This is a genomic window from Pseudomonas sp. G5(2012), assembly GCF_000408945.1.
In the GTDB taxonomy this organism is placed as follows: Bacteria; Pseudomonadota; Gammaproteobacteria; order Pseudomonadales; family Pseudomonadaceae; genus Aquipseudomonas; species Aquipseudomonas umsongensis.
Genome location: NZ_APIO01000114.1, coordinates 40,702 through 59,875 on the forward strand (window position 1 = coordinate 40,702; position 19,174 = coordinate 59,875).

Annotated in this window: 20 protein-coding genes; 11 read left to right on the forward strand and 9 right to left on the reverse strand. The window is 60.3% G+C overall.

Annotation, left to right across the window (positions count from 1 at the left end; translation table 11 throughout):
* Positions 1-16 precede the first annotated feature (16 nt).
* Both uraD and puuE read right to left on the reverse strand, forming a co-directional pair.
* Entirely contained in the window at positions 17-532 is a 516-nt protein-coding gene (gene uraD, locus PG5_RS27855) for a 2-oxo-4-hydroxy-4-carboxy-5-ureidoimidazoline decarboxylase (RefSeq protein WP_020800422.1), read from the reverse strand.
* On the reverse strand, positions 529-1,455 hold the full coding sequence (gene puuE, locus PG5_RS27860) for an allantoinase PuuE (RefSeq protein ID WP_020800423.1): 927 nt from the start codon (positions 1,453-1,455) through the stop codon (positions 529-531). Before puuE ends, uraD begins: the two co-directional genes overlap by 4 nt.
* Positions 1,456-1,889: 434 nt before the next feature.
* Between puuE and uraH the strand changes: the two genes are divergently transcribed.
* The 3 genes from uraH to PG5_RS27875 all read left to right on the forward strand — a co-directional run bounded on the left by uraH (position 1,890) and on the right by PG5_RS27875 (position 3,759).
* Positions 1,890-2,243 (forward strand): hydroxyisourate hydrolase, encoded by a 354-nt coding sequence (uraH, locus tag PG5_RS27865; RefSeq protein ID WP_020800424.1) that lies wholly within the window; start codon positions 1,890-1,892, stop codon positions 2,241-2,243.
* A 265-nt stretch (positions 2,244-2,508) separates the two neighbouring features.
* Positions 2,509-3,375: a transcriptional regulator HexR gene (gene hexR / locus PG5_RS27870; RefSeq protein ID WP_008056956.1), complete on the forward strand. Its 867-nt coding sequence runs from the start codon at positions 2,509-2,511 to the stop codon at positions 3,373-3,375.
* Positions 3,376-3,546: 171 nt separating this feature from the next.
* Positions 3,547-3,759, forward strand: coding sequence for a PA3496 family putative envelope integrity protein (locus tag PG5_RS27875; RefSeq protein ID WP_033042891.1), 213 nt, complete (start codon positions 3,547-3,549; stop codon positions 3,757-3,759).
* Here the strand turns inward: PG5_RS27875 and PG5_RS27880 are convergent.
* Positions 3,701-4,663, reverse strand: coding sequence for a LysR family transcriptional regulator (locus PG5_RS27880; protein WP_033042890.1), 963 nt, complete (start codon positions 4,661-4,663; stop codon positions 3,701-3,703). The two genes, PG5_RS27875 and PG5_RS27880, sit on opposite strands and share 59 nt — an antisense overlap.
* A gap of 189 nt (positions 4,664-4,852) precedes the next feature.
* Here PG5_RS27880 and PG5_RS27885 point away from each other — a divergent pair, with 189 nt between their 5' ends.
* The 3 genes from PG5_RS27885 to PG5_RS27895 all read left to right on the forward strand — a co-directional run bounded on the left by PG5_RS27885 (position 4,853) and on the right by PG5_RS27895 (position 9,340).
* Positions 4,853-6,268, forward strand: coding sequence for an acetyl-CoA carboxylase biotin carboxylase subunit (locus PG5_RS27885; protein ID WP_008056950.1), 1,416 nt, complete (start codon positions 4,853-4,855; stop codon positions 6,266-6,268).
* An 11-nt stretch (positions 6,269-6,279) separates the two neighbouring features.
* Positions 6,280-8,088 carry a sodium-extruding oxaloacetate decarboxylase subunit alpha gene (oadA, locus tag PG5_RS27890; RefSeq protein WP_020800427.1) on the forward strand — a complete coding sequence of 603 codons (1,809 nt, stop codon included), beginning with the start codon at positions 6,280-6,282 and terminating at the stop codon, positions 8,086-8,088.
* 193 nt (positions 8,089-8,281) lie between these two features.
* The gene (locus PG5_RS27895) at positions 8,282-9,340 is read left to right on the forward strand and encodes an AI-2E family transporter (protein ID WP_020800428.1); all 1,059 of its coding nucleotides are present in this window, start codon (positions 8,282-8,284) and stop codon (positions 9,338-9,340) included.
* Here the strand turns inward: PG5_RS27895 and PG5_RS27900 are convergent.
* The 3 genes from PG5_RS27900 to PG5_RS27910 form a co-directional block, all read right to left on the reverse strand.
* Entirely contained in the window at positions 9,337-9,528 is a 192-nt protein-coding gene (locus PG5_RS27900; protein ID WP_032831464.1) for a hypothetical protein, read from the reverse strand. The genes PG5_RS27895 and PG5_RS27900 overlap by 4 nt on opposite strands.
* A gap of 115 nt (positions 9,529-9,643) precedes the next feature.
* The gene (locus tag PG5_RS27905; protein WP_020800429.1) at positions 9,644-9,838 is read right to left on the reverse strand and encodes a hypothetical protein; all 195 of its coding nucleotides are present in this window, start codon (positions 9,836-9,838) and stop codon (positions 9,644-9,646) included.
* A 173-nt stretch (positions 9,839-10,011) separates the two neighbouring features.
* Positions 10,012-10,395, reverse strand: coding sequence for a hypothetical protein (locus PG5_RS27910; protein ID WP_020800430.1), 384 nt, complete (start codon positions 10,393-10,395; stop codon positions 10,012-10,014).
* 244 nt (positions 10,396-10,639) lie between these two features.
* Between PG5_RS27910 and PG5_RS27915 the strand changes: the two genes are divergently transcribed.
* The gene (locus PG5_RS27915; RefSeq protein WP_020800431.1) at positions 10,640-11,467 is read left to right on the forward strand and encodes a shikimate 5-dehydrogenase; all 828 of its coding nucleotides are present in this window, start codon (positions 10,640-10,642) and stop codon (positions 11,465-11,467) included.
* A 42-nt stretch (positions 11,468-11,509) separates the two neighbouring features.
* On the opposite strand, the gene PG5_RS27920 is transcribed toward PG5_RS27915, so the two are convergent.
* Positions 11,510-12,157, reverse strand: a complete 648-nt coding sequence (locus tag PG5_RS27920; protein ID WP_020800432.1) for a YceH family protein — start codon at positions 12,155-12,157, stop codon at positions 11,510-11,512.
* A gap of 227 nt (positions 12,158-12,384) precedes the next feature.
* Between PG5_RS27920 and PG5_RS27925 the strand changes: the two genes are divergently transcribed.
* The 3 genes from PG5_RS27925 (at position 12,385) to PG5_RS27935 (ending at position 15,335) form a co-directional block, all read left to right on the forward strand.
* Positions 12,385-13,557, forward strand: a complete 1,173-nt coding sequence (locus PG5_RS27925) for an acyl-CoA dehydrogenase family protein (RefSeq protein ID WP_020800433.1) — start codon at positions 12,385-12,387, stop codon at positions 13,555-13,557.
* The gene (locus PG5_RS27930) at positions 13,554-14,747 is read left to right on the forward strand and encodes an acyl-CoA dehydrogenase family protein (protein WP_020800434.1); all 1,194 of its coding nucleotides are present in this window, start codon (positions 13,554-13,556) and stop codon (positions 14,745-14,747) included. Before PG5_RS27925 ends, PG5_RS27930 begins: the two co-directional genes overlap by 4 nt.
* A 78-nt stretch (positions 14,748-14,825) precedes the next feature.
* Positions 14,826-15,335, forward strand: coding sequence for a DUF1993 family protein (locus PG5_RS27935; RefSeq protein WP_020800435.1), 510 nt, complete (start codon positions 14,826-14,828; stop codon positions 15,333-15,335).
* A gap of 189 nt (positions 15,336-15,524) precedes the next feature.
* On the opposite strand, the gene sstT is transcribed toward PG5_RS27935, so the two are convergent.
* On the reverse strand, positions 15,525-16,757 hold the full coding sequence (sstT, locus tag PG5_RS27940) for a serine/threonine transporter SstT (protein ID WP_020800436.1): 1,233 nt from the start codon (positions 16,755-16,757) through the stop codon (positions 15,525-15,527).
* A 324-nt stretch (positions 16,758-17,081) separates the two neighbouring features.
* Here sstT and PG5_RS27950 point away from each other — a divergent pair, with 324 nt between their 5' ends.
* Positions 17,082-18,236: an MFS transporter gene (locus PG5_RS27950; protein ID WP_020800438.1), complete on the forward strand. Its 1,155-nt coding sequence runs from the start codon at positions 17,082-17,084 to the stop codon at positions 18,234-18,236.
* A gap of 4 nt (positions 18,237-18,240) precedes the next feature.
* Here the strand turns inward: PG5_RS27950 and nhaR are convergent, their stop codons facing one another.
* Positions 18,241-19,140, reverse strand: coding sequence for a transcriptional activator NhaR (gene nhaR, locus PG5_RS27955; RefSeq protein ID WP_020800439.1), 900 nt, complete (start codon positions 19,138-19,140; stop codon positions 18,241-18,243).
* Between the last annotated feature and the right edge of the window lie 34 nt (positions 19,141-19,174).

Genomic DNA, 19,174 nt, shown 5'->3' on the forward strand with positions numbered 1-19,174 from the left:
ACTCGGGCAAAACTCGCTATAGGGTCAGTAATCGGAACAGGGCGATCTTGTTGATCTCCGCCAGCGCGCACTTGAACTCGGTATCTACCGGGTTGTGGATGCGCGTTTCGAACGCCGCGAGGATCTGATGCCGGTTGCTGCCTTTTACCGCCATGATGAAGGGAAACTTGAACTTGGCCTTGTAGGCGTCGTTCAGCTCGGTGAAGCGCTGGAACTCTTCGGCCGTGCATTGGTGAATACCGGCGCCAGCCTGTTCATGGGTGCTGGCTTCGGTCAACTGGCCCTGGACGGCAGCTTTGCCAGCCAGGTCCGGGTGAGCGTTGATCAGGGCCAACTGGCTTTCGTGATCAGCGCTCAACAGGATGTCGCTCATGCGCTGGTGCAGGGTTTCGATCTGGTCGATCGAAGCGTCCTGGCCCAGGTCGAAGGCCTTCTCGGCCACCCATGGCGAATGTTCGTAGATGTCGGCGAAGGCTTTGACGAAGGCGTCGCGGCTCAGGGTCGAGGGTTTCAATGTTTGAAAGGCGCTCATTTCGCGGCCCCTTGGTACGGGTGGGTTTCCTGCCAGTGGCGCGCGATGTCGACGCGGCGGCTGAACCACACCTGTTCATGACTTTTAGCGTATTCGATAAAGCGCTTGAGCGAAGCCAGACGCGCCGGACGGCCGATCAGGCGGCAGTGCAGGCCGATCGACAGCATTTTCGGGGCTTCCGCGCCTTCGGCGTAGAGCACGTCGAACGCATCCTTGAGGTATTCGAAGAAATCGTCGCCCTTATTGAAGCCCTGCACCTGGGTGAAGCGCATGTCGTTGGTGTCCAGGGTGTACGGGATCACCAGGTGCGGCTTGCCGGTCGGGTTGTTCGGTTCCCAGTAGGGCAGGTCGTCGTCGTAGGTGTCGCAGTCGTATAGGAAACCGCCTTCTTCCATCACCAGCTTGCGGGTGTTGGGGCCGGTGCGACCGGTGTACCAGCCCAGCGGACGCTCGCCGGTGATTTCGGTGAGGATGCGGATCGCTTCGAGCATGTGCTCGCGTTCCTGCGCTTCGTCCATGTACTGGTAGTCGATCCAGCGGTAGCCGTGGCTGCAGATTTCGTGGCCGGCATCGACCATCGCGCGGATCACATCCGGGTGACGCTGGGCGGCCATCGCCACGGCGAAGATGGTCAGCGGAATGTCGAATTCCTTGAACAGCTTCAGAATCCGCCAGACGCCGGCGCGGCTGCCATACTCGTAAAGCGATTCCATGCTCATGTTGCGCGCGCCCTGTAGCGGCTGGGCAGACACCATTTCCGAGAGGAATGCTTCGGACTCTTTATCGCCGTGCAGGATATTGCGCTCGCCGCCTTCTTCGTAGTTGAGAACGAATGACAGGGCGATGCGGGCATTGCCCGGCCAGTGTGGGTGCGGAGGGTTACTGCCGTAACCGATCAGGTCGCGAGGGTAGTCAGCGCTCACTGCAGTCTTCCTTCTTATATTCGTGGTGACAGTTGGTGTGACGCGACTAAAGGTTGGATCACTGGGTGGCGTCACAGCGATGGGGTGATTGTATACAACTTTATATTCACTTTGTAAGCCTGATTTTTTGCATTTTTCGTTAACGGTCATCTTTGCGTGTTAATGACAAGCACCTGCAAGAAACCTGCCTGGCTGGTCAGTTAATGATTGCACGGTTCAGAGGTGGCGGGTTTCACAGGAAATCCGCGGGATTTTTATCGTTGGCGCCATCAGTCGCAAAAATGTCGTTTTTATTGTGTACAATTTTTTTGAAAAGTGTCTTAATCAATAGCTCGCCGCAGCTTTTCGTGCTCCGAATCGGTGCGGTCTCCTTTTCATCTGACTTCGGGAGGCGCGAAGCCTGGCTGCTCCACGCAGACAGGTGCGCAGAATCAATGGGACGTTTGACTACACATGTTTTGGACGCTGCACATGGTTGCCCGGGCAGCTCGATCAAGGTCGAGTTGTACCGCGTTGAAGGTTCGCAGCTGGAATTGGTCGCCAGCGCGATAACCAACAGCGATGGTCGTGTCGATGCGCCGCTGCTGCAAGGCGATGAGTACCGGACCGGCGTCTACCAGGTTCAGTTTCATGCGGGCGACTATTACCGCGCCCGTGGTGTCCAGTTGCCGGAGCCGGCATTCCTGGATGTGGTGGTGCTACGTTTTGGCATCTCTGCCGAGCAGGATCACTACCATGTACCGCTGCTCATTTCGCCCTACAGCTATTCAACGTACCGAGGAAGCTGATCCCCCAAGCAGCTTTCTCCACCTGGAAGCGACTGCGCATATAGCTTCTTTGGTCTTTCGCCCGCTCACACTGCGGGCTTTTTTTCGCAAAAAATCCTGGGTGGCAAAGGCCGGATCCGCTGCTACATAAAGCCCATCCCGCCAAAACAGGGTGTGACGAAGACAATTCAGTTACTTATTGAGCAGGCAAAAAGGCGATTCATGTAGTATAACTACAAGCGTGCTACATCCCCGGCGCCTGCCAAATAAAAAAGAGTCCAGCCCTTTGAATCTGCTGCAACACATCGCCCAGTCTCGCCACCTGTTACGCAAGTCGGAGCTCAAGGTCGCCGATCACGTTTTGCTTGATCCTGCGGCCGTGATGCACAGTTCCATGGCGGACCTGGCCCACAGCGTGGGGATCAGTGAGCCGACCATCGTGCGCTTTTGCCGCGCCATCGGTTGCTCGGGTTTCCAGGACTTGAAGCTGAAGCTGGCCCAGAGCCTGGCGGCGGGCGCGAGTTTCGGGCAGTTCGCGATCCATGAGGACGATTCGGTAGCGGACTACAGCCTGAAGATTTTCGACACCACCCTGCACACGCTGATGGAGGTTCGCGAGAAGCTCGATCCGCTGGAGTTGCAGCGTGCGGTGACGCTCATGTCCCAGGCCCAGCGCGTCGAATTCTATGGTTTCGGCGCCTCTGGTGCGGTGGCGGCGGATGCGCAGCACAAGTTCTTCCGCTTGCTGCTCACGGCGGCGGCGTATTCCGATCCGCACATGCAGGCGATGTCGGCGGTTACCCTGAAACCAAGCGACGTGGCGATTTGCATTTCGCAGTCCGGCCGCTCCAAGGATCTGCTGATCACCGCCAACCTGGTGCGTGAGAGCGGCGCCTCATTGATCACCTTGTGCCCTAGCCAGACGCCTTTGGCTGAACTGTCGACCGTCAACCTGGCCATCGACGTGCACGAAGACACCGAAATCTATACGCCGCTGACCTCGCGCATCGCCCACCTGGTGGTGATCGATGTGTTGGCCATGGGCGTGGCCATGGCCCGCGGGCCGAGCCTGGTCAACCACCTCAAGAGCGTCAAGCGCAGCCTGCGCAGCTTGCGCCTGTCACCCAAGTCGGTGAAAGCGCTGGACGACTAAGGTCAAAAGATCGCAGCCTGCGGCAGCTCCTACAGGTGTTCACAAATCCCTGTAGGAGCTGCCGCAGGCTGCGATCTTTTGATTGTTCATCTCTCTGTCACCGACCCGCCGCCAAACCGTCATCCCTCGCGCCTATCTTGAAACTCCCGTATTCGACTTGGGAGAACTCAAATGGCCCAGCCCTACGAAGAACGCAACAGTGTCGTCAAAACCCGTCGCCAGCAGGAAGACCGGCGCCGCATGGCGTTTCGCCGTGCGATCGAAGATCGTTGTGAGCAGCGTCAGCTGCTGGCCGAGATTGCCGATTTTACTGGCGACCTTGAGCTCAATTACTGGCAGGCGGCCGCGACAGCTTCCCGTCGAAGCGCTCAACCAGCGCGCTGATCTGAATTCTTTCGCTTCGAATGAACGCAAGGAAGGCGTGAGCCACCGGTGACAGGCGTTTGGCCTTGGCCTGTACCAGGCACCAGCTGCGGTAGAGCGGCAGTTCTTCGATCGGCAACTCGATCAAGCCGCCGGTGGCCAATTCAAGGTTCAGGGCGTGGCGCGTCAACAGAGCCACGCCCAGGCCCGCCAGCACACATTCGCGCTGAGCTTCGGCCGAGGAGACCTCCTGGGTCTGGTTGAAGTGCACACGTTTCTCCTTGAAGTATTCCTCGCAGGCCAATCGCGTGCCCGAACCCACCTCGCGCATCAGCAAGGTGTAAGGCTCAAGATCCTGCAGGCGCAAAGGCCCCTGATGGCACAGCGGGTGGTCCGGCGGTGCCACAGCAACGATCGGATTGTTCAAGAACGGCAGGAACTCCAGCCCCATGTCCTGCGGCACCATGGACATGATCACCAGGTCGTCGCGGTTGTCCGACAGTCGCCGAATCACCTGGGCGCGATTGACCACCGTCAGTTGCAGGTTCACTTCCGGGTGCTGGCGCTTGAAGGCGGCAAACAGATGCGGTACGAAATACTTGGCGCTCGATTCCACCGCCAGTTTTAATTGGCCTTGCAAGGAGCCCTGCATGTCCGACAGTTGCATGTCGAGGTTTTCCAGCCGCCCGAAAATGTCCCGGCTCGCTCGTTGCAGCGCTTCTGCGGCCTCGGTCATGTAGAGTTTTTTGCCGACATAATCGAACAGGGGCTGGCCAACCAGCTCTTCAAGTTGACGAATCTGCAGGCTGACGGCCGGTTGCGTGAGGGACATTTCGTCGGCTGCCCGGCTGTAGGACCTCAGGTCACAGACTTCGTTGAAGATCTGCAATTGACGTAATGTCATTCGCATCAAGGACTTACGCATTTTTTGAACACTCTGGCCACGGCTGGTGCGTCAACTATAAGTCTTTACTTATGCATGACCCAATAATTATTCATTTTTGTTAATCCCTTGTGAGCGCTAGTGTGGCGGTGCGACCAAATTGAAACATTTGGTCACTCGTCGACCTGGTCTAGCAGGTCGTGGGTACCACCGGATCAAGGGAAACTCCAAGTGATAAAAAAGATCCTGATCGCCAACCGCGGTGAAATTGCCGTACGAATCGTACGCGCTTGTGCCGAAATGGGCATTCGCTCGGTCGCGATCTATTCCGACGCCGATCGCCATGCCCTGCATGTCAAACGTGCGGATGAGGCCCACAGTATTGGTGCCGAGCCACTGGCCGGTTACCTGAACCCGCGCAAGCTGGTGAACCTGGCGGTGGAAACCGGTTGCGATGCCTTGCACCCTGGGTACGGATTCCTCTCGGAAAACGCTGAACTGGCCGACATCTGCGCCGAACGCGGGATCAAATTCATCGGTCCATCGGCTGAAGTCATTCGCCGGATGGGTGACAAGACCGAAGCTCGCCGCAGCATGATCAAGGCGGGTGTCCCGGTCACCCCGGGTACCGAAGGCAACGTTTCGGGCATCGAAGAAGCCCTGACCGAGGGTGACCGTATCGGCTACCCGGTGATGCTCAAGGCTACCTCCGGTGGTGGCGGTCGCGGTATCCGTCGCTGCAACAGCCGTGAAGAACTTGAACAGGCGTTCCCGCGCGTCATTTCCGAAGCCACCAAGGCGTTCGGTTCCGCGGAAGTGTTCCTGGAAAAGTGCATCGTTAACCCCAAGCACATCGAAGCGCAGATCCTCGGCGACAGCTTTGGCAACGTGGTGCACCTGTTCGAGCGTGACTGCTCGATCCAGCGCCGCAACCAGAAGCTCATCGAAATCGCACCGAGCCCGCAACTGACCCCGGAACAGCGCGCCTACATCGGCGACCTGTCGGTGCGCGCAGCCAAGGCCGTGGGTTACGAGAACGCAGGTACCGTGGAGTTCCTGCTCGCCGAGGGCGAGGTGTACTTCATGGAAATGAACACCCGGGTGCAGGTGGAACACACCATCACCGAAGAAATCACTGGCATCGACATCGTCCGCGAGCAAATCCGCATTGCATCCGGCCTGCCGCTCTCGGTGAAACAGGAAGACATCCAGCATCGCGGTTTCGCGCTGCAGTTCCGGATCAACGCCGAAGACCCGAAAAACAACTTTTTGCCCAGCTTCGGCAAGATCACCCGTTACTACGCACCCGGCGGCCCGGGCGTACGGACCGATACGGCGATCTACACCGGCTACACCATTCCACCGTTCTACGATTCCATGTGCCTGAAACTGGTGGTCTGGGCGTTGACCTGGGAAGAAGCGATGGACCGCGGCCTGCGCGCGCTGGACGACATGCGCGTACAAGGGGTCAAGACCACCGCGGCCTACTACCAGGAAATCCTGCGTAACCCGGAATTCCGTAGCGGCCAGTTCAACACCAGCTTCGTCGAAAGCCACCCTGAACTGACCAACTACTCGATCAAGCGCAAACCCGAAGAGCTGGCCCTGGCCATCGCCGCCGCCATCGCCGCCCACGCAGGCCTGTGAGGAATAGAACAATGTCCAAGAAGATTTTCGTAACCGACACCATCCTGCGCGACGCCCACCAATCGCTGCTCGCGACCCGCATGCGCACTGAAGACATGCTGCCGATCTGCGACAAGCTCGACAAGGTTGGCTATTGGTCGCTGGAATGCTGGGGCGGCGCAACGTTCGACGCCTGCGTACGCTTCCTCAAGGAAGACCCGTGGGAGCGTCTGCGCCAACTGCGCGCCGCGTTGCCTAACACTCGCCTGCAAATGCTCCTGCGCGGCCAGAACCTGCTGGGCTATCGCCACTACAGCGACGACGTGGTCAGGGCTTTCGTCGCCAAGGCAGCGGTCAATGGCATCGACGTGTTCCGCATCTTCGACGCCATGAACGACGTGCGTAACCTGCGTACCGCCATCGAAGCGGTGAAAGCCGCCGGCAAGCACGCCCAGGGCACCATCGCCTACACCACCAGTCCGGTGCACACCATCGACGCGTTCGTGGCACAGGCCAAGCAAATGGAAGCCATGGGTTGCGACTCGGTGGCGATCAAGGACATGGCTGGTTTGCTGACCCCCTACGCCACAGGCGAACTGGTCAGGGCGCTGAAGGCCGAGCAATCGCTGCCAGTGTTCATTCACTCGCACGACACCGCCGGCCTGGCAACCATGTGCCAGCTCAAGGCGATTGAAAACGGCGCCGACCACATCGACACCGCAATCTCCAGCTTTGCCTCCGGTACCAGCCACCCAGGCACCGAGTCGATGGTCGCGGCCCTCAAGGGCACCGAGTACGACACCGGCCTGAACCTCGAGCTGATCCAGGAAATCGGCCTGTACTTCTACGCCGTGCGCAAGAAGTACCACCAGTTCGAAAGCGAATTCACCGCGGTCGACACCCGTGTTCAAGTCAACCAGGTGCCGGGCGGGATGATTTCCAACCTGGCCAACCAGTTGAAAGAGCAGGGCGCCCTGAACCGCATGAGCGAAGTGCTGGCAGAGATTCCGCGGGTTCGCGAAGACCTCGGCTTCCCGCCACTGGTGACCCCGACTTCGCAAATCGTCGGCACCCAGGCGTTTTTCAACGTGCTGGCCGGCGAGCGCTACAAGACCATCACCAACGAAGTGAAGCTGTACCTGCAAGGTGGCTACGGCAAGGCGCCGGCCCCAGTGAACGAGCAACTGCGTCGCCAGGCTATCGGCAGCGAAGAAGTGATCGACGTGCGCCCAGCTGACCTGCTCAAGCCGGAAATGGCCAAGCTGCGTGCGGACATCGGTGCCCTGGCCAAGTCTGAAGAAGACGTGCTGACCTACGCCATGTTCCCGGACATCGGGCGCAAGTTCCTCGAAGAGCGTGCAGCGGGCACCCTGACCCCGGAAGTGCTGTTGCCGATTCCGGAAGCCGGTGGCGTCGCTTCGGCTGGCGGCGAAGGCGTGCCGACCGAATTCGTCATCGACGTCCACGGCGAAACCTACCGCGTCGACATCACCGGTGTGGGCGTCAAGGCTGAAGGCAAGCGTCACTTCTACCTGTCCATCGACGGCATGCCGGAAGAAGTGGTGTTCGAGCCGCTCAACGAATTCGTCGGCGGTGGTAGCAGCAAGCGCAAGCAGGCCAGCGCACCGGGCCACGTCAGCACCACCATGCCGGGCAACATCGTCGATGTGCTGGTCAAGGAAGGCGACAGTGTCAAGGCGGGCCAGGCTGTGCTGATCACCGAAGCGATGAAGATGGAAACCGAAGTCCAGGCCGCCATCGCCGGCAAAGTCACCGCCATTCACGTGGCCAAGGGCGACCGGGTGAACCCGGGCGAGATCCTGATCGAGATCGAAGGCTGAGTTAACGGCCGCGATACAACGCTTTAAACCTCGGGGGGGCATGTGCTCCCCTTTTTTTTGCCCGGATTTTCACCATTGGTCCCCTGGGCGCCTTCCTCCGATGCTTTTTGAACAACGTACGGCACTCGCGCTCGCTGTGATGGCCTAAGCATCAGGGCGCAACGTTGCGCCCGGTGACTGGCCAGGATCGGATATGAACGAAGAGACGCTAAAAGATAAATCGCTGGCGGTTTTGCTGGTGTTGGTGAGCATCGCGTTCATCTGGATCCTGCTGCCATTCTACGGTGCGGTGTTCTGGGCGGTGATCCTGGGGATTGTCTTTGCGCCCATGCAGCGCCGGCTGCAGCTCAAGTTCGGCTGGGAGCGCAACCTGACGTCGTTCTGTACGTTAAGCATCTGCCTGGTGATTGCGATCCTGCCGGTGATCATCATCAGCTTCCTGCTGGTTCAGGAAGGGACGGCGCTGTACAAGAGTATCGAGAGCGGTGAGCTGGACATTGCCGCGTATGTAACGCAGTTCAAGCATCACTTGCCACCGTATTTCCAGCATTTGCTCGATCGGTTCGGCGTGGGAGAGTTGAACGGGCTTCGGGAGAAAATCGTCAAGAGCGCGATGGCAGGCGGCGAGGTGACTAATCGGGTGTTCAGTCTTGGCCAGGGTACATTCGAGTTCATCGTCAGCTTTTTCATCATGCTCTACCTGTTGTTTTTCTTCCTGCGCGACGGCGCTGAACTCGCGCGCAAGGTACGCATGGCCGTGCCATTGGAAGAACACCAGAAACGCCGTTTGCAGCTCAAGTTCAACCGCGTGGTGCGAGCCACGGTGAAGGGCAACCTATTGGTAGCGATTACCCAGGGTGCATTGGGCGGAATGATTTTCTGGTTTCTCGACATTCCGAGCGCGCTGGTCTGGGCGGTGTTGATGGCGCTTCTGTCCTTGTTGCCAGCAGTTGGGGCAGGGATTGTCTGGGCGCCGGTGGCGGCGTTTTTCCTGTTGACCGGCGCAGTCTGGCAAGGCGTGGTGCTGGGGTTGTTCGGGGTATTCGTAATCGGCCTGGTGGATAACGTGCTGCGCCCGATCCTGGTGGGTAAGGACACGAAGATGCCGGACTACATGATCCTGATCTCGACCCTGGGCGGCCTGGCGCTGTTCGGGCTCAACGGGTTTGTCATCGGTCCGTTGATCGCGGCCCTGTTCATGTCGAGCTGGGCCATTTTCATCGAGACCAAACCGCGGGTTCAGCTGCCTTAGGCACTGAGCTTGCCCGGCTGTCCCGTGCCGATTTGCAGGGACAACGCCTGGGCGTCCGGTAGTGAGGTCAGCGGGCCGCTGATTTGTTCGCCGTCCTGGACCAGGTACCAGCAGGCGAGCAACCCAAGCGCTCTGAGCGGTGCGGGAACGGCGCTGCCGATAACGGACATGATCTGAATCTGAGACATCATAGGGACCTCCATCAATCTGTGGAGTCACCTTACGGTCCGGGTGCGTCGAGGGAAAATCAACGTTTTCAATAGTGGTCATTGATGCCAGTGAGGTCAGCCCACCGGCTGACGCTCAGACGACCACCTGGTCGAGCATATGAACCACTTCCTGCTCGCTGAGCAGTCCCTTTCTCACCAGGTTCTGCGTCAGTAGCGAAAGGAACTTGGCGCTGCGATGACCTTCGAGCTGCTTGAGTTCCGTCAGGGCGTTGTAGACCTTGCTGCAAGTGCACAGGCCATTGATGCGGTGCGGGTTTTGCGTGGGCATGAGCTCGTCCTTGTTGTTATTGACCCGTTGCAGGCGCCGTTATTGCTGTTGCTGGCGCAAAAGGGAAGGGCGAGTCAATCTTGCCGACTTCACCGGTCGACACTGTCCCGAGAACGACACCGACAGGATCTTTCCAGACCTGTGACGACGAACGGCGGATTGCGCGCGCGGGATTACCAGCGGCCGTAGCCGTGGGGCGGACCGTAGTAGCCGCGAGGTGGGCCGTAGTAACCACGGGGTGGGCCGTAATAGACCGGTGCCGGGCGGTAGTAGATCGGTTGCCCCACATACACCGGTGCGGGTTGGTAGTAGACCGGTGGGGGCGGCGCCATGTACACCGGCTGCGGTTGCGCATAAACCGGCTGGGCGTAGACCGGTTGCGGCGTCACGTACACAGGCCGGTTGCTGTTGATGATTGCCGAGCCAACGATGGCAGAGCCGACGATCGCGCCAAATACCGCCGGACCTTCCCAACCGCCACCGCCATGGGCCTCTGCTTGGCCTGCGACCGCGAGGGCGCCGATCAGCAAAGCCACTGTGGGGATTCTACGGATCATGATGACTCCTCGGTGCTTCGCCCCGGCGCTTGTGTCTGCAATAGACTCAAGGAATGTCGCGGGGATACTTCTAAGACAGCTTTTTTTAAAAAAACAGCACAGCCGCCGGGTAAATTTTGTGTAAGGTCTGTGTCGTCATCCTTACGGTCATGCGGCGTCCGCCAGTGCACGCAAATATGATTGATCAGAACCCGATGGGCAGGCTAATCCCTTCCATCCGAAAGTGCAGCACAAGGAGATTCATATGCAGATGAACCCCAACAGAGACACCCAGCTGTGCATGTCCCTCTCCGGACGCCCTGGGAACTTTGGCCTGCGATTTCACAATCACCTGTATGAGCAGTTGGGGCTGAATTTCTACTACAAGGCGTTTTCCAGTCAGGATCTGCCGGGCGCCGTCGGCGGCATTCGCGCCCTGGGAATTCGGGGTTGCGGTGTATCGATGCCGTTCAAGGAAGCCTGCATAGCCCTGGTCGATGAACTGGACCCTTCTGCCGCAGCCATCCAGTCGATCAACACCATCGTCAATACCGACGGCCATCTCAAGGCCTTCAATACCGACTACATCGCCATTGCCCAGTTGCTGCAGACCCACCAGGTGTCCAAGGACACCACGTTTGCGTTGCTTGGCAGTGGCGGCATGGCCAAGGCAGTGGCCAGCGCCTTGCGCGATGGCGGTTACCGCGATGGCCTGATCGTGGCGCGTAATGAGCGCGCGGGCCAGGCATTGGCCCAGTCGCTGGGTTACCCGTGGCAAGCCGAGCTCGGTGAGCAACGTCCGCAAATGCTCATCAACGTCACGCCCATCGGCATGACCGGCCCACATGCCGAGCAGTTGGCGTTCGATGCCCATGCCATTGCGGCTGCGGATATCGTCTTCGATGTCGTCGCGGTTCCTGCGGAAACTCCGCTGATCGTGCGCGCTCGTACCGAGGGCAAACATGTCATCACCGGGCTCGAAGTGATTGCGATCCAGGCACTGGAGCAATTCGTGCTTTATACCGGTGTGCGCCCGACCGATGAGCAGTTTCAAAAAGCCGTGGAGTTTGCCCGCAGCAGCCTTGCCTATTGATTGACGGGCAGCCGCAATTGCCGCCCGCAAAGGCTCGCCCCTTTATTCGAGGCGTGCCAAGCGCTCTTCCAGCGCGGCAATTCGTGCTTCGAGCTCCTCGATTCGTTCAACCGATACCGCGCCGCCAGCACCACGCTCCGGCGCGTTTTGGCGGGCCGCGAGGATCGCTTCGATATCCGCCGGATCACCCAGTGCGTGGGTATAACGATCTTCGCGTTGTCCGGCCTGACGCGGGATCAGCACTGCCAGGCCACGGGCGATCAGGCGTTCCAGCTGATGCACGACCTGCTCCGCATCCTCGAAATCATGCATGCGCCCGCTGCGGGTCAGCAGTTCGTTGACCGTCTGCGGTCCCCTCAGAAACATCAGCCCGGTCAGGATCACCTGCGCTGGCACCAGTTCCAGTGCCTTGTCGACCTTGTGCTCCCAGCGATCGGCGCGGCTGCCCATCACCAGTCTGGCGAAGCCGCGTCCTTCGAGGGCGCGCAGGCTCTGGCCAACCTGGCCCTGGGTGAGGTTCATCACCGGCTCGCGGCTGGTTTTCTGATTGCAGGCAATCACCAGGGCATTGAGGGTCAGCGGGTAGGTTTCCGGGCTGGTGGCCTGTTTTTCGATCAGGGAACCCAGAATGCGGATTTCCGTGCTGTTCAGGCGTGGTTCGTCGAAAGTCGTTTCTTGCTCAGTACTCACAGTGTCTGGAACCTCGCTAAGGGTTGGTCAGGATTTTCTCGGCTTATAAGACCTCGTTGATGGAGGTTAGTCGAGCCTTGCCTGCGTGCAGCGCTTCATTGTCCACGGCATCGCTCGTTCGGACTAGGCAAGGCTGACGATTTCACCGCGCCCGCACAGCGGCAGACTTCATGTTCAAAGGGGTGTTGCGCCACGCGTGCCCCACCAGACGAGCAGAAGGCGCCGCGATGGAGTTTGCATTCAGCGACGAACAGGAAATGATCCGCTCATCGGCCGAGGGCTTGCTCGCCGATGTGTCGGATTCGGCCGCCGTGCGCGCGGCAATGGTCAGCGAACGGGGTTTCGACGAGGCCCTCTGGCAGCGGTTATGCCAGGAAATGTGCTGGCCCGCGATCCATATTCCCGAAGCCTATGGCGGCCTCGGGCTGGGCTTCGTCGAGCTGGCAATCCTGCTGGAGCAGATGGGGCGGCGATTGTTGTGCTCGCCGTTTTTCGCCACTGCTTGCATGGCCACGCCAGCGTTATTGCTGGCCGCCAATGATGAACAGAAGCAGCGTTGGTTGCCTTCGATTGCCGACGGCAGCCTGACCGCGACCCTGGCGTTCAGCAGTGCCAACGGCTGGTCGGCCGGCGATGTCCAGGCCACGGTGGTGGCTGAGGGCGACGGTTTTGTCCTCGACGGCACGCTCAAGCATGTACTGGATGGCCATGGCGCCGACCTCTTGATCATTGCCGCACGGCAACCCGGATCGACCGGCGAGGCGGGCATCAGTCTGTTCGCCATTGACGCCGCGCGGGCGGGCATCGAGCGGCAAATGCTGCCGACCATGGACCAGACCCGGCGCCAGGCTCGCATCGAGCTCAAGGGCCTGTACCTCGAAGCCGACTGCCTGCTGGGTACATTCGGCAACGGCTGGCCGCACCTGGAGCAGGTCCTGCAACTGGCCTGCATCGGCCTGGCTGCCGAACAGACCGGCGGCGCGCAGCAGGTGCTCGACCTCAGCGTGGCCTACATGCAGGAGCGTCAGCAGTTCGGTCGCCCCATCGCCAGTTTCCAGGCCCTCAAACACCGTGCCGCGGACATGATGCTGCAAGTCGAATGCGCGCGTTCGGCCTGCTACTACGCGGCGTGCGTCGCTCAGGAAGCCCTTGATCCCCGGGGCGATGCCGACGTGGCGGGCGAACTGCCGCTGGCAGCAGCGCTGGCCAAGGCGCAGTGCTCGGAAACCTTTTTCCACTGCGCGTCCGAGTCGATCCAGTTGCATGGCGGCGTCGGTTTCACTTGGGAATATGACCCACACCTCTACTTCAAGCGCGCCCGCGCCAGCGAGAGCTTCCTCGGGCTGCCGGCCTGGCATCGCGAGCGGATCGCCGCGGTGATTCTTGGAGAGCAACCATGAAAATCAGTTTCAGCGAGCAAGACGAGTGCTTTCGCCAGGAAGTCGCCGACTGGATGAGCGCCAACCTCTGTGGCGAATTCGAGTCCCTGCGTTTTCGCGGTGGCCCTGGCGATGAGCACATGTTTCCCCAAGAGCGCAAAGCCTGGGAGCGTAAACTGGCCGAGGGCGGCTGGACATGCGTCGGCTGGGCGCCTAAGCATGGCGGGCGTGGGCTGTCGATCACGCGGCAGGTGATTTTTCACGAAGAGTACGCCCGCGCTGGCGGCCCAGGGCGCATGGGGCATATCGGTGAAGGCCTGGCCGGGCCGACTATTGCCGCATTCGGCACGGTCGAGCAGCAACAGCGTTTTCTGCCTGGGATCGTCAACGGCACGAGCTTCTGGTGCCAGGGCTATTCCGAGCCAGGGGCCGGCTCCGACCTCGCCAACGTCAAGACCCGCGCGACGCTGGACGAAGCGACCGGCAGTTGGGTGATCAACGGGCAGAAAGTCTGGACCTCCCTGGCCCATGAATCGGATTGGTGCTTTGTGATTGCTCGCACTGAACCGGGCAGCGTCGGCCATCGAGGTTTGTCTTTCCTGCTGGTCCCGATGGCCCAGGCTTCAATCACCGTGCGACCGATCGAGCAACTGACCGGCACCTCGGAGTTCAACGAAGTGTTCTTCGATGACGCCCGCACCGACGCCGCCAATATTATCGGCGCGCCGGGCGACGGCTGGAAAATCGCCATGGCGTTGCTGGGGTTCGAGCGCGGCGTGTCGACCCTCGGCCAACAGATGCAGTTCCAGAACGAACTCAACGAAATCATCGCCATCGCCAAGCGCAACGGGGCTGCCCGCGATCCGATCCTGCGCCAACGCCTGGCCGAGGCCTGGAGTGGGTTGCGGATCATGCGCTACAACTCGCTGCGCATGCTCTCGGGAAGCCAGGATGGATCGCTGCGCAAGGAGGCGACCATCTACAAGCTGTTCTGGTCGACCTGGCATGCCAGCCTCGGCAAGCTGGCGATGGACGTACTGGGCGCCGAGGCAGAACTGCTCGAAGCTGCGCCTTATCAACTGACTCGGCTGCAGTCTCTGTACCTGTTCAGCCGCGCCGACACCCTCTATGGCGGCAGCAACGAGATCCAGCGCAACATCATTGCCGAGCGCGCCTTGGGCATGCCTCGGGAGGCGCGTGCGGGCAAGTAGCAAAAAGAGCGATCTCGGGAGGACCGCGCACGGCTATAATCGGCCGACGTTTTCCTCCTGTCATCACACGAGACTGCCATGACTATTTCCCTGTACGACGCCTCCGTTCCTGTTTTCCAGCAAATGCTCAACGCCCTGAGCGACGTGCTGAAAAAAGCCGAGGCCCACGCCACTGCGAAAAACATCGACCCGAACGCTTTCCTGCAAGCGCGCCTGTACCCGGACATGTTCCCACTGGTACGTCAGGTGCAGATCGCCGTTGATTTCGCCAAAGGCGTGACTTCCCGTCTGGCTGAAGTCGAACTGCCGAAATACGACGACAGCGAAACCACCTTCGCCGAACTGCAAGCACTGATCGCCAAGGTCCTGGCCTACATCGGCGAGTTCACGCCCGAGCAGATCAACGGCAAGGAGGGCATCGAGATCGTAACCCGCCCAGGCACGCCGAAAGAGAAGCGTTTCTCCGGCCAGGCTTACCTGCTGACCTACGGCCTGCCGCAGTTCTTCTTCCACGTCACCACCGCCTATGCGCTGCTGCGTCATAACGGCGTGGAAGTGGGCAAGCGCGACTACATGGGCGCGTTCTAAACCGTCCAGCTGCAAAAAAGCCCGCCCAGGTTTGCGCCTGGGCGGGCTTTTTCGTGGGCGATCATTTTTCATGCTCAGCACCGGACCTGTGGGAGCGGGCTTGCTCGCGAAGTCGGTGTGTCAGGCAACGTTAATGTTGAAGCTGACGACCCCTTCGCGAGCAAGCCCGCTCCCACAGAGTCTGCAGCGTTACGCCAATCTTTGGACTTTCTGTTCTTCGCCCAGGCAAGCAGCCGCGGTGAACAGCACATCGGTAGACGAGTTCAGCGCAGTCTCGGCCGAGTCCTGCAGCACGCCAATGATGAAGCCGACCGCCACCACCTGCATGGCGATTTCGCTCGGGATGCCAAACAGGCTGCACGCCAGCGGGATCAGCAGCAACGAACCACCGGCCACGCCCGAGGCGCCACAGGCGCAGATTGCCGCAACGACGCTCAGCAGGATGGCGGTCGGGATGTCCACGGCGATGCCCAGGGTGTGCACGGCTGCCAGGGTCAGCACGGTGATGGTGATCGCCGCGCCGGCCATGTTGATGGTGGCGCCGAGCGGGATCGACACCGAATAGGTGTCTTCGTGCAAGCCCAGGCGCTTGCTCAGTTCCAGGTTGACCGGAATGTTCGCCGCCGAGCTGCGGGTGAAGAACGCGGTTATGCCGCTTTCGCGCAGGCAGGTCAGCACCAGCGGATACGGGTTGCGGCGCAGTTTCCAGAACACGATGAGCGGGTTCATTACCAACGCCACGAACAGCATGCAGCCGAGCAGTACGGCCAGCAGTTGCGCGTAGCCGATCAAGGCGCCGAAACCGGAGGTAGCCAGGGTCGAGGCCACCAGGCCGAAGATCCCCAGCGGCGCGAAGCAGATCACCAGGCGCACGATCACCGTCACGCCGTTGGACAAGTCGCCCAGCACTTCACGGGTGGTGTCGCCGGCATGGCGAATGGCGATGCCCATGCCGATGGCCCACGCCAGGATGCCGATGAAATTGGCGTTCATCAAGGCGCTGACCGGATTGTCGACCACGCTCAGCAGCAGGCTTTGCAGCACTTCACCAATTCCGCCCGGCGCGGACACTGCAACGTCATGGGTCGACAGCACCAGGCTGGACGGGAACATCATGCTGGCAACCACCGCGACCACGGCGGCAGCGAAAGTCCCCAGCAGGTACAAGAACAGAATTGGCCGGATATGGGTTTCCTGGCCGTGCTTATGGTTGGCGATCGATGCCATGACCAACACGAACACCAGAATCGGCGCGACCGCCTTGAGCGCGCTGACGAAGACTTTGCCGATGAACGCCGTGGATTTCGCCGCTTCAGGCGCGAACGAGGCCAGGGCGATACCGGCGATCAGGCCGATCACGATTTGCGTGACCAGGCTCAGGCGTTTCAAGCGTTGCAATAAAGAAGGGGCTGAAGCAGTCATAAAACGGCATCTCGGATTTTTATAAGTGCAAGGTTTCACCGCTGCTGCAGAGCAGCTTCAGGCAGGAAACCGAAGAGGGTCGCGCTATCGACGTCATGAAAGGTCGATGAGCGCTGGGTGTACGTTTTGCAGGGCGCGGACTTTATCACAGCGTAGGAAGAATCCTTCAGGCCTGTGACGAACTGCCGCTCGACTAAGCGACGCGATTTGCAGGTTCGGGCAACCGCGTGCGCAATCACTCTGTTAATATTCGCCATCCTCATTTTCATGTCTGCCAGTGGGCCTTCGGGCTATCGCTGGTGTTGTCGTTTTCTGGAGTTTTGCATGCTGTTGCCCATTCTTCTGTTGTCTGCCGCCGGCTTCACGGTGCTGACCACGGAATTCGTTATCGTCGGCCTGTTACCGGCCATTGCCCGGGACCTGGACGTCAGCATCCCGCAAGCTGGTTTGCTGGTCACCCTGTTTGCCTTCACTGTCGCCGCATTCGGACCGTTCCTCACGGCGTACTTCGCCCGCTTCGAGCGGCGCAAGCTGTTTATCTCGGTGTTGATCATGTTTGGCCTGGCCAACACCCTGGCCGCACTGGCGCCGAACATCTGGGTCATGGCGCTTGCCCGGTTGATTCCGGCGCTGGGATTGCCGGTGTTCTGGGCGCTGGCCAGTGAGACCGCGGTGGACATCGTCGGTCCCGATTACGCCGGCCGCGCCATTGCCAAGATCGGCTTCGGCATTGTCTGTGCCACGGTGTTCGGCATTCCCGTGGGCACGTTGATTTCCGATGCGTTCGGCTGGCGCAGTGCTTTCGCCATTCTGGCGGTCATCGCCTTTGCCAAGGCACTGCTGCTGTTTATCTACTTGCCGAAAACCAACCTGCACCAGCATCAGGTGAGTTTGCTGTCGCAATTGAAGATCCTGCGCAGCCCGCTGATGCTGGGTCATGTGTTGCTGTCGGTGATTGTGTTCAGCGGCATGTTCACGGCCTACACCTATCTGGCCGATATCCTTGAGCGCCTGGCCGGGTTCAACGGCACCGTGGTTGGCTGGTGCCTGATGGGCTTCGGCGCGGTCGGGTTGATCGGCAACTCGCTGGGCGGTCGTGCGGTGGATCGTCACCCGCTGATGGCGTCGATGATGTTCTGTGCGTTCATGATTGCCGGCCTGGTGGCATTGGTGCCGAACATTCATTCGCCCCTCGGTCTGGCCGCGGCGATGGGCATTTGGGGCGTGGCCCAGGCGGCGATGTTCCTGGTCAGTCACGTGCGCCTGATGAAGGCCGCGCCTGAAGCGCCGGCGTTCGCCGCTTCGCTGAACATTGCCGGCGCCAACCTGGGTATTGGCCTGGGAGCGATGATCGGCGGGCGGGTGATCGACAGCGTAGGGCTGCAAGGCCTTGGCTTCGCGGCAGCGGCTTTTATCCTCGCCTCAATCCTGCTGGCCATCGCCCTGATGACGTTCAAGCCCCGGGAAGTCTGCGCCTGAGGCTTTACAGTTCGGTAAACAACTCGCGTCGGGCACCTTCGGTAATGGCGACAATGCCAGGGTGCTTGACCTTGCGCTCCACTGAAATGGCGTAGAACGACTCGCTGACCGCGTCGGTCTGGCCAATCACTTGCACGCCGTATTGGCGCTGCACTTCGTTGGCGATCACGCTCGGGCCGATGAAGATTCCGCTGCCGGATTGGCCGAACGCCTGCATCAAGGCACTGTCGTCGAACTCGCCGACGATCTGCGGCTGGATCTGCTGCTCGGCGAACCAGCGTTGCAAACGGCTGCGCACCACGGTTTCCGGCCCGGGAATCAGCAGGGGCGCGCCGTGCAGGCTACGGGGGAAGTCCTGGCCATAGCGCGCCGCCAATTCGGCAGTGGCGAAGAAACTGATCCCGCATTCGCCGAGTTTCTGGCTGTAGCCCTTGATGTCCAGGTGTGATGGCATCGGGCTGTCGGAGATCACCAGGTCCAGGCGCTGGATGGCCAGGTCGGCCAACAGCCGTTCGAGCTTGTCTTCGCGGCAGGTGATGCGCAGTGGCTCACTCAACTCCATGGTCGGCGCGATCAGGCGATAGACGATGGATTTGGGCACCACGTCGGCCACGCCCACGCGAAACAGGATCTGCTGCTCGTTGGGCTGCGCGCGCAGCATCAATTCCAGTTCGCCCCCCAACTGAAACATTTGCTCGGCGTAAGGCAAGGTTTGCCGGCCTGCCTCCGTCAGCTCAAGCTGTCGACCCACCCGGCGGAACAATTCAATGCCATAGGTTTGTTCGAGCAGCGAGATCTGCCCGCTGATGGTTTGTGGCGTCAGGTTCAGTTGCTCGCAAGCGCGCACGATGCTGCCCGTCTTGGCCACCACCCAGAAGTAATGCAATTGTCGATAGTTGAGCATGCACGCTGCGTTCCTTTGTAGGAGCTGCCGCAGG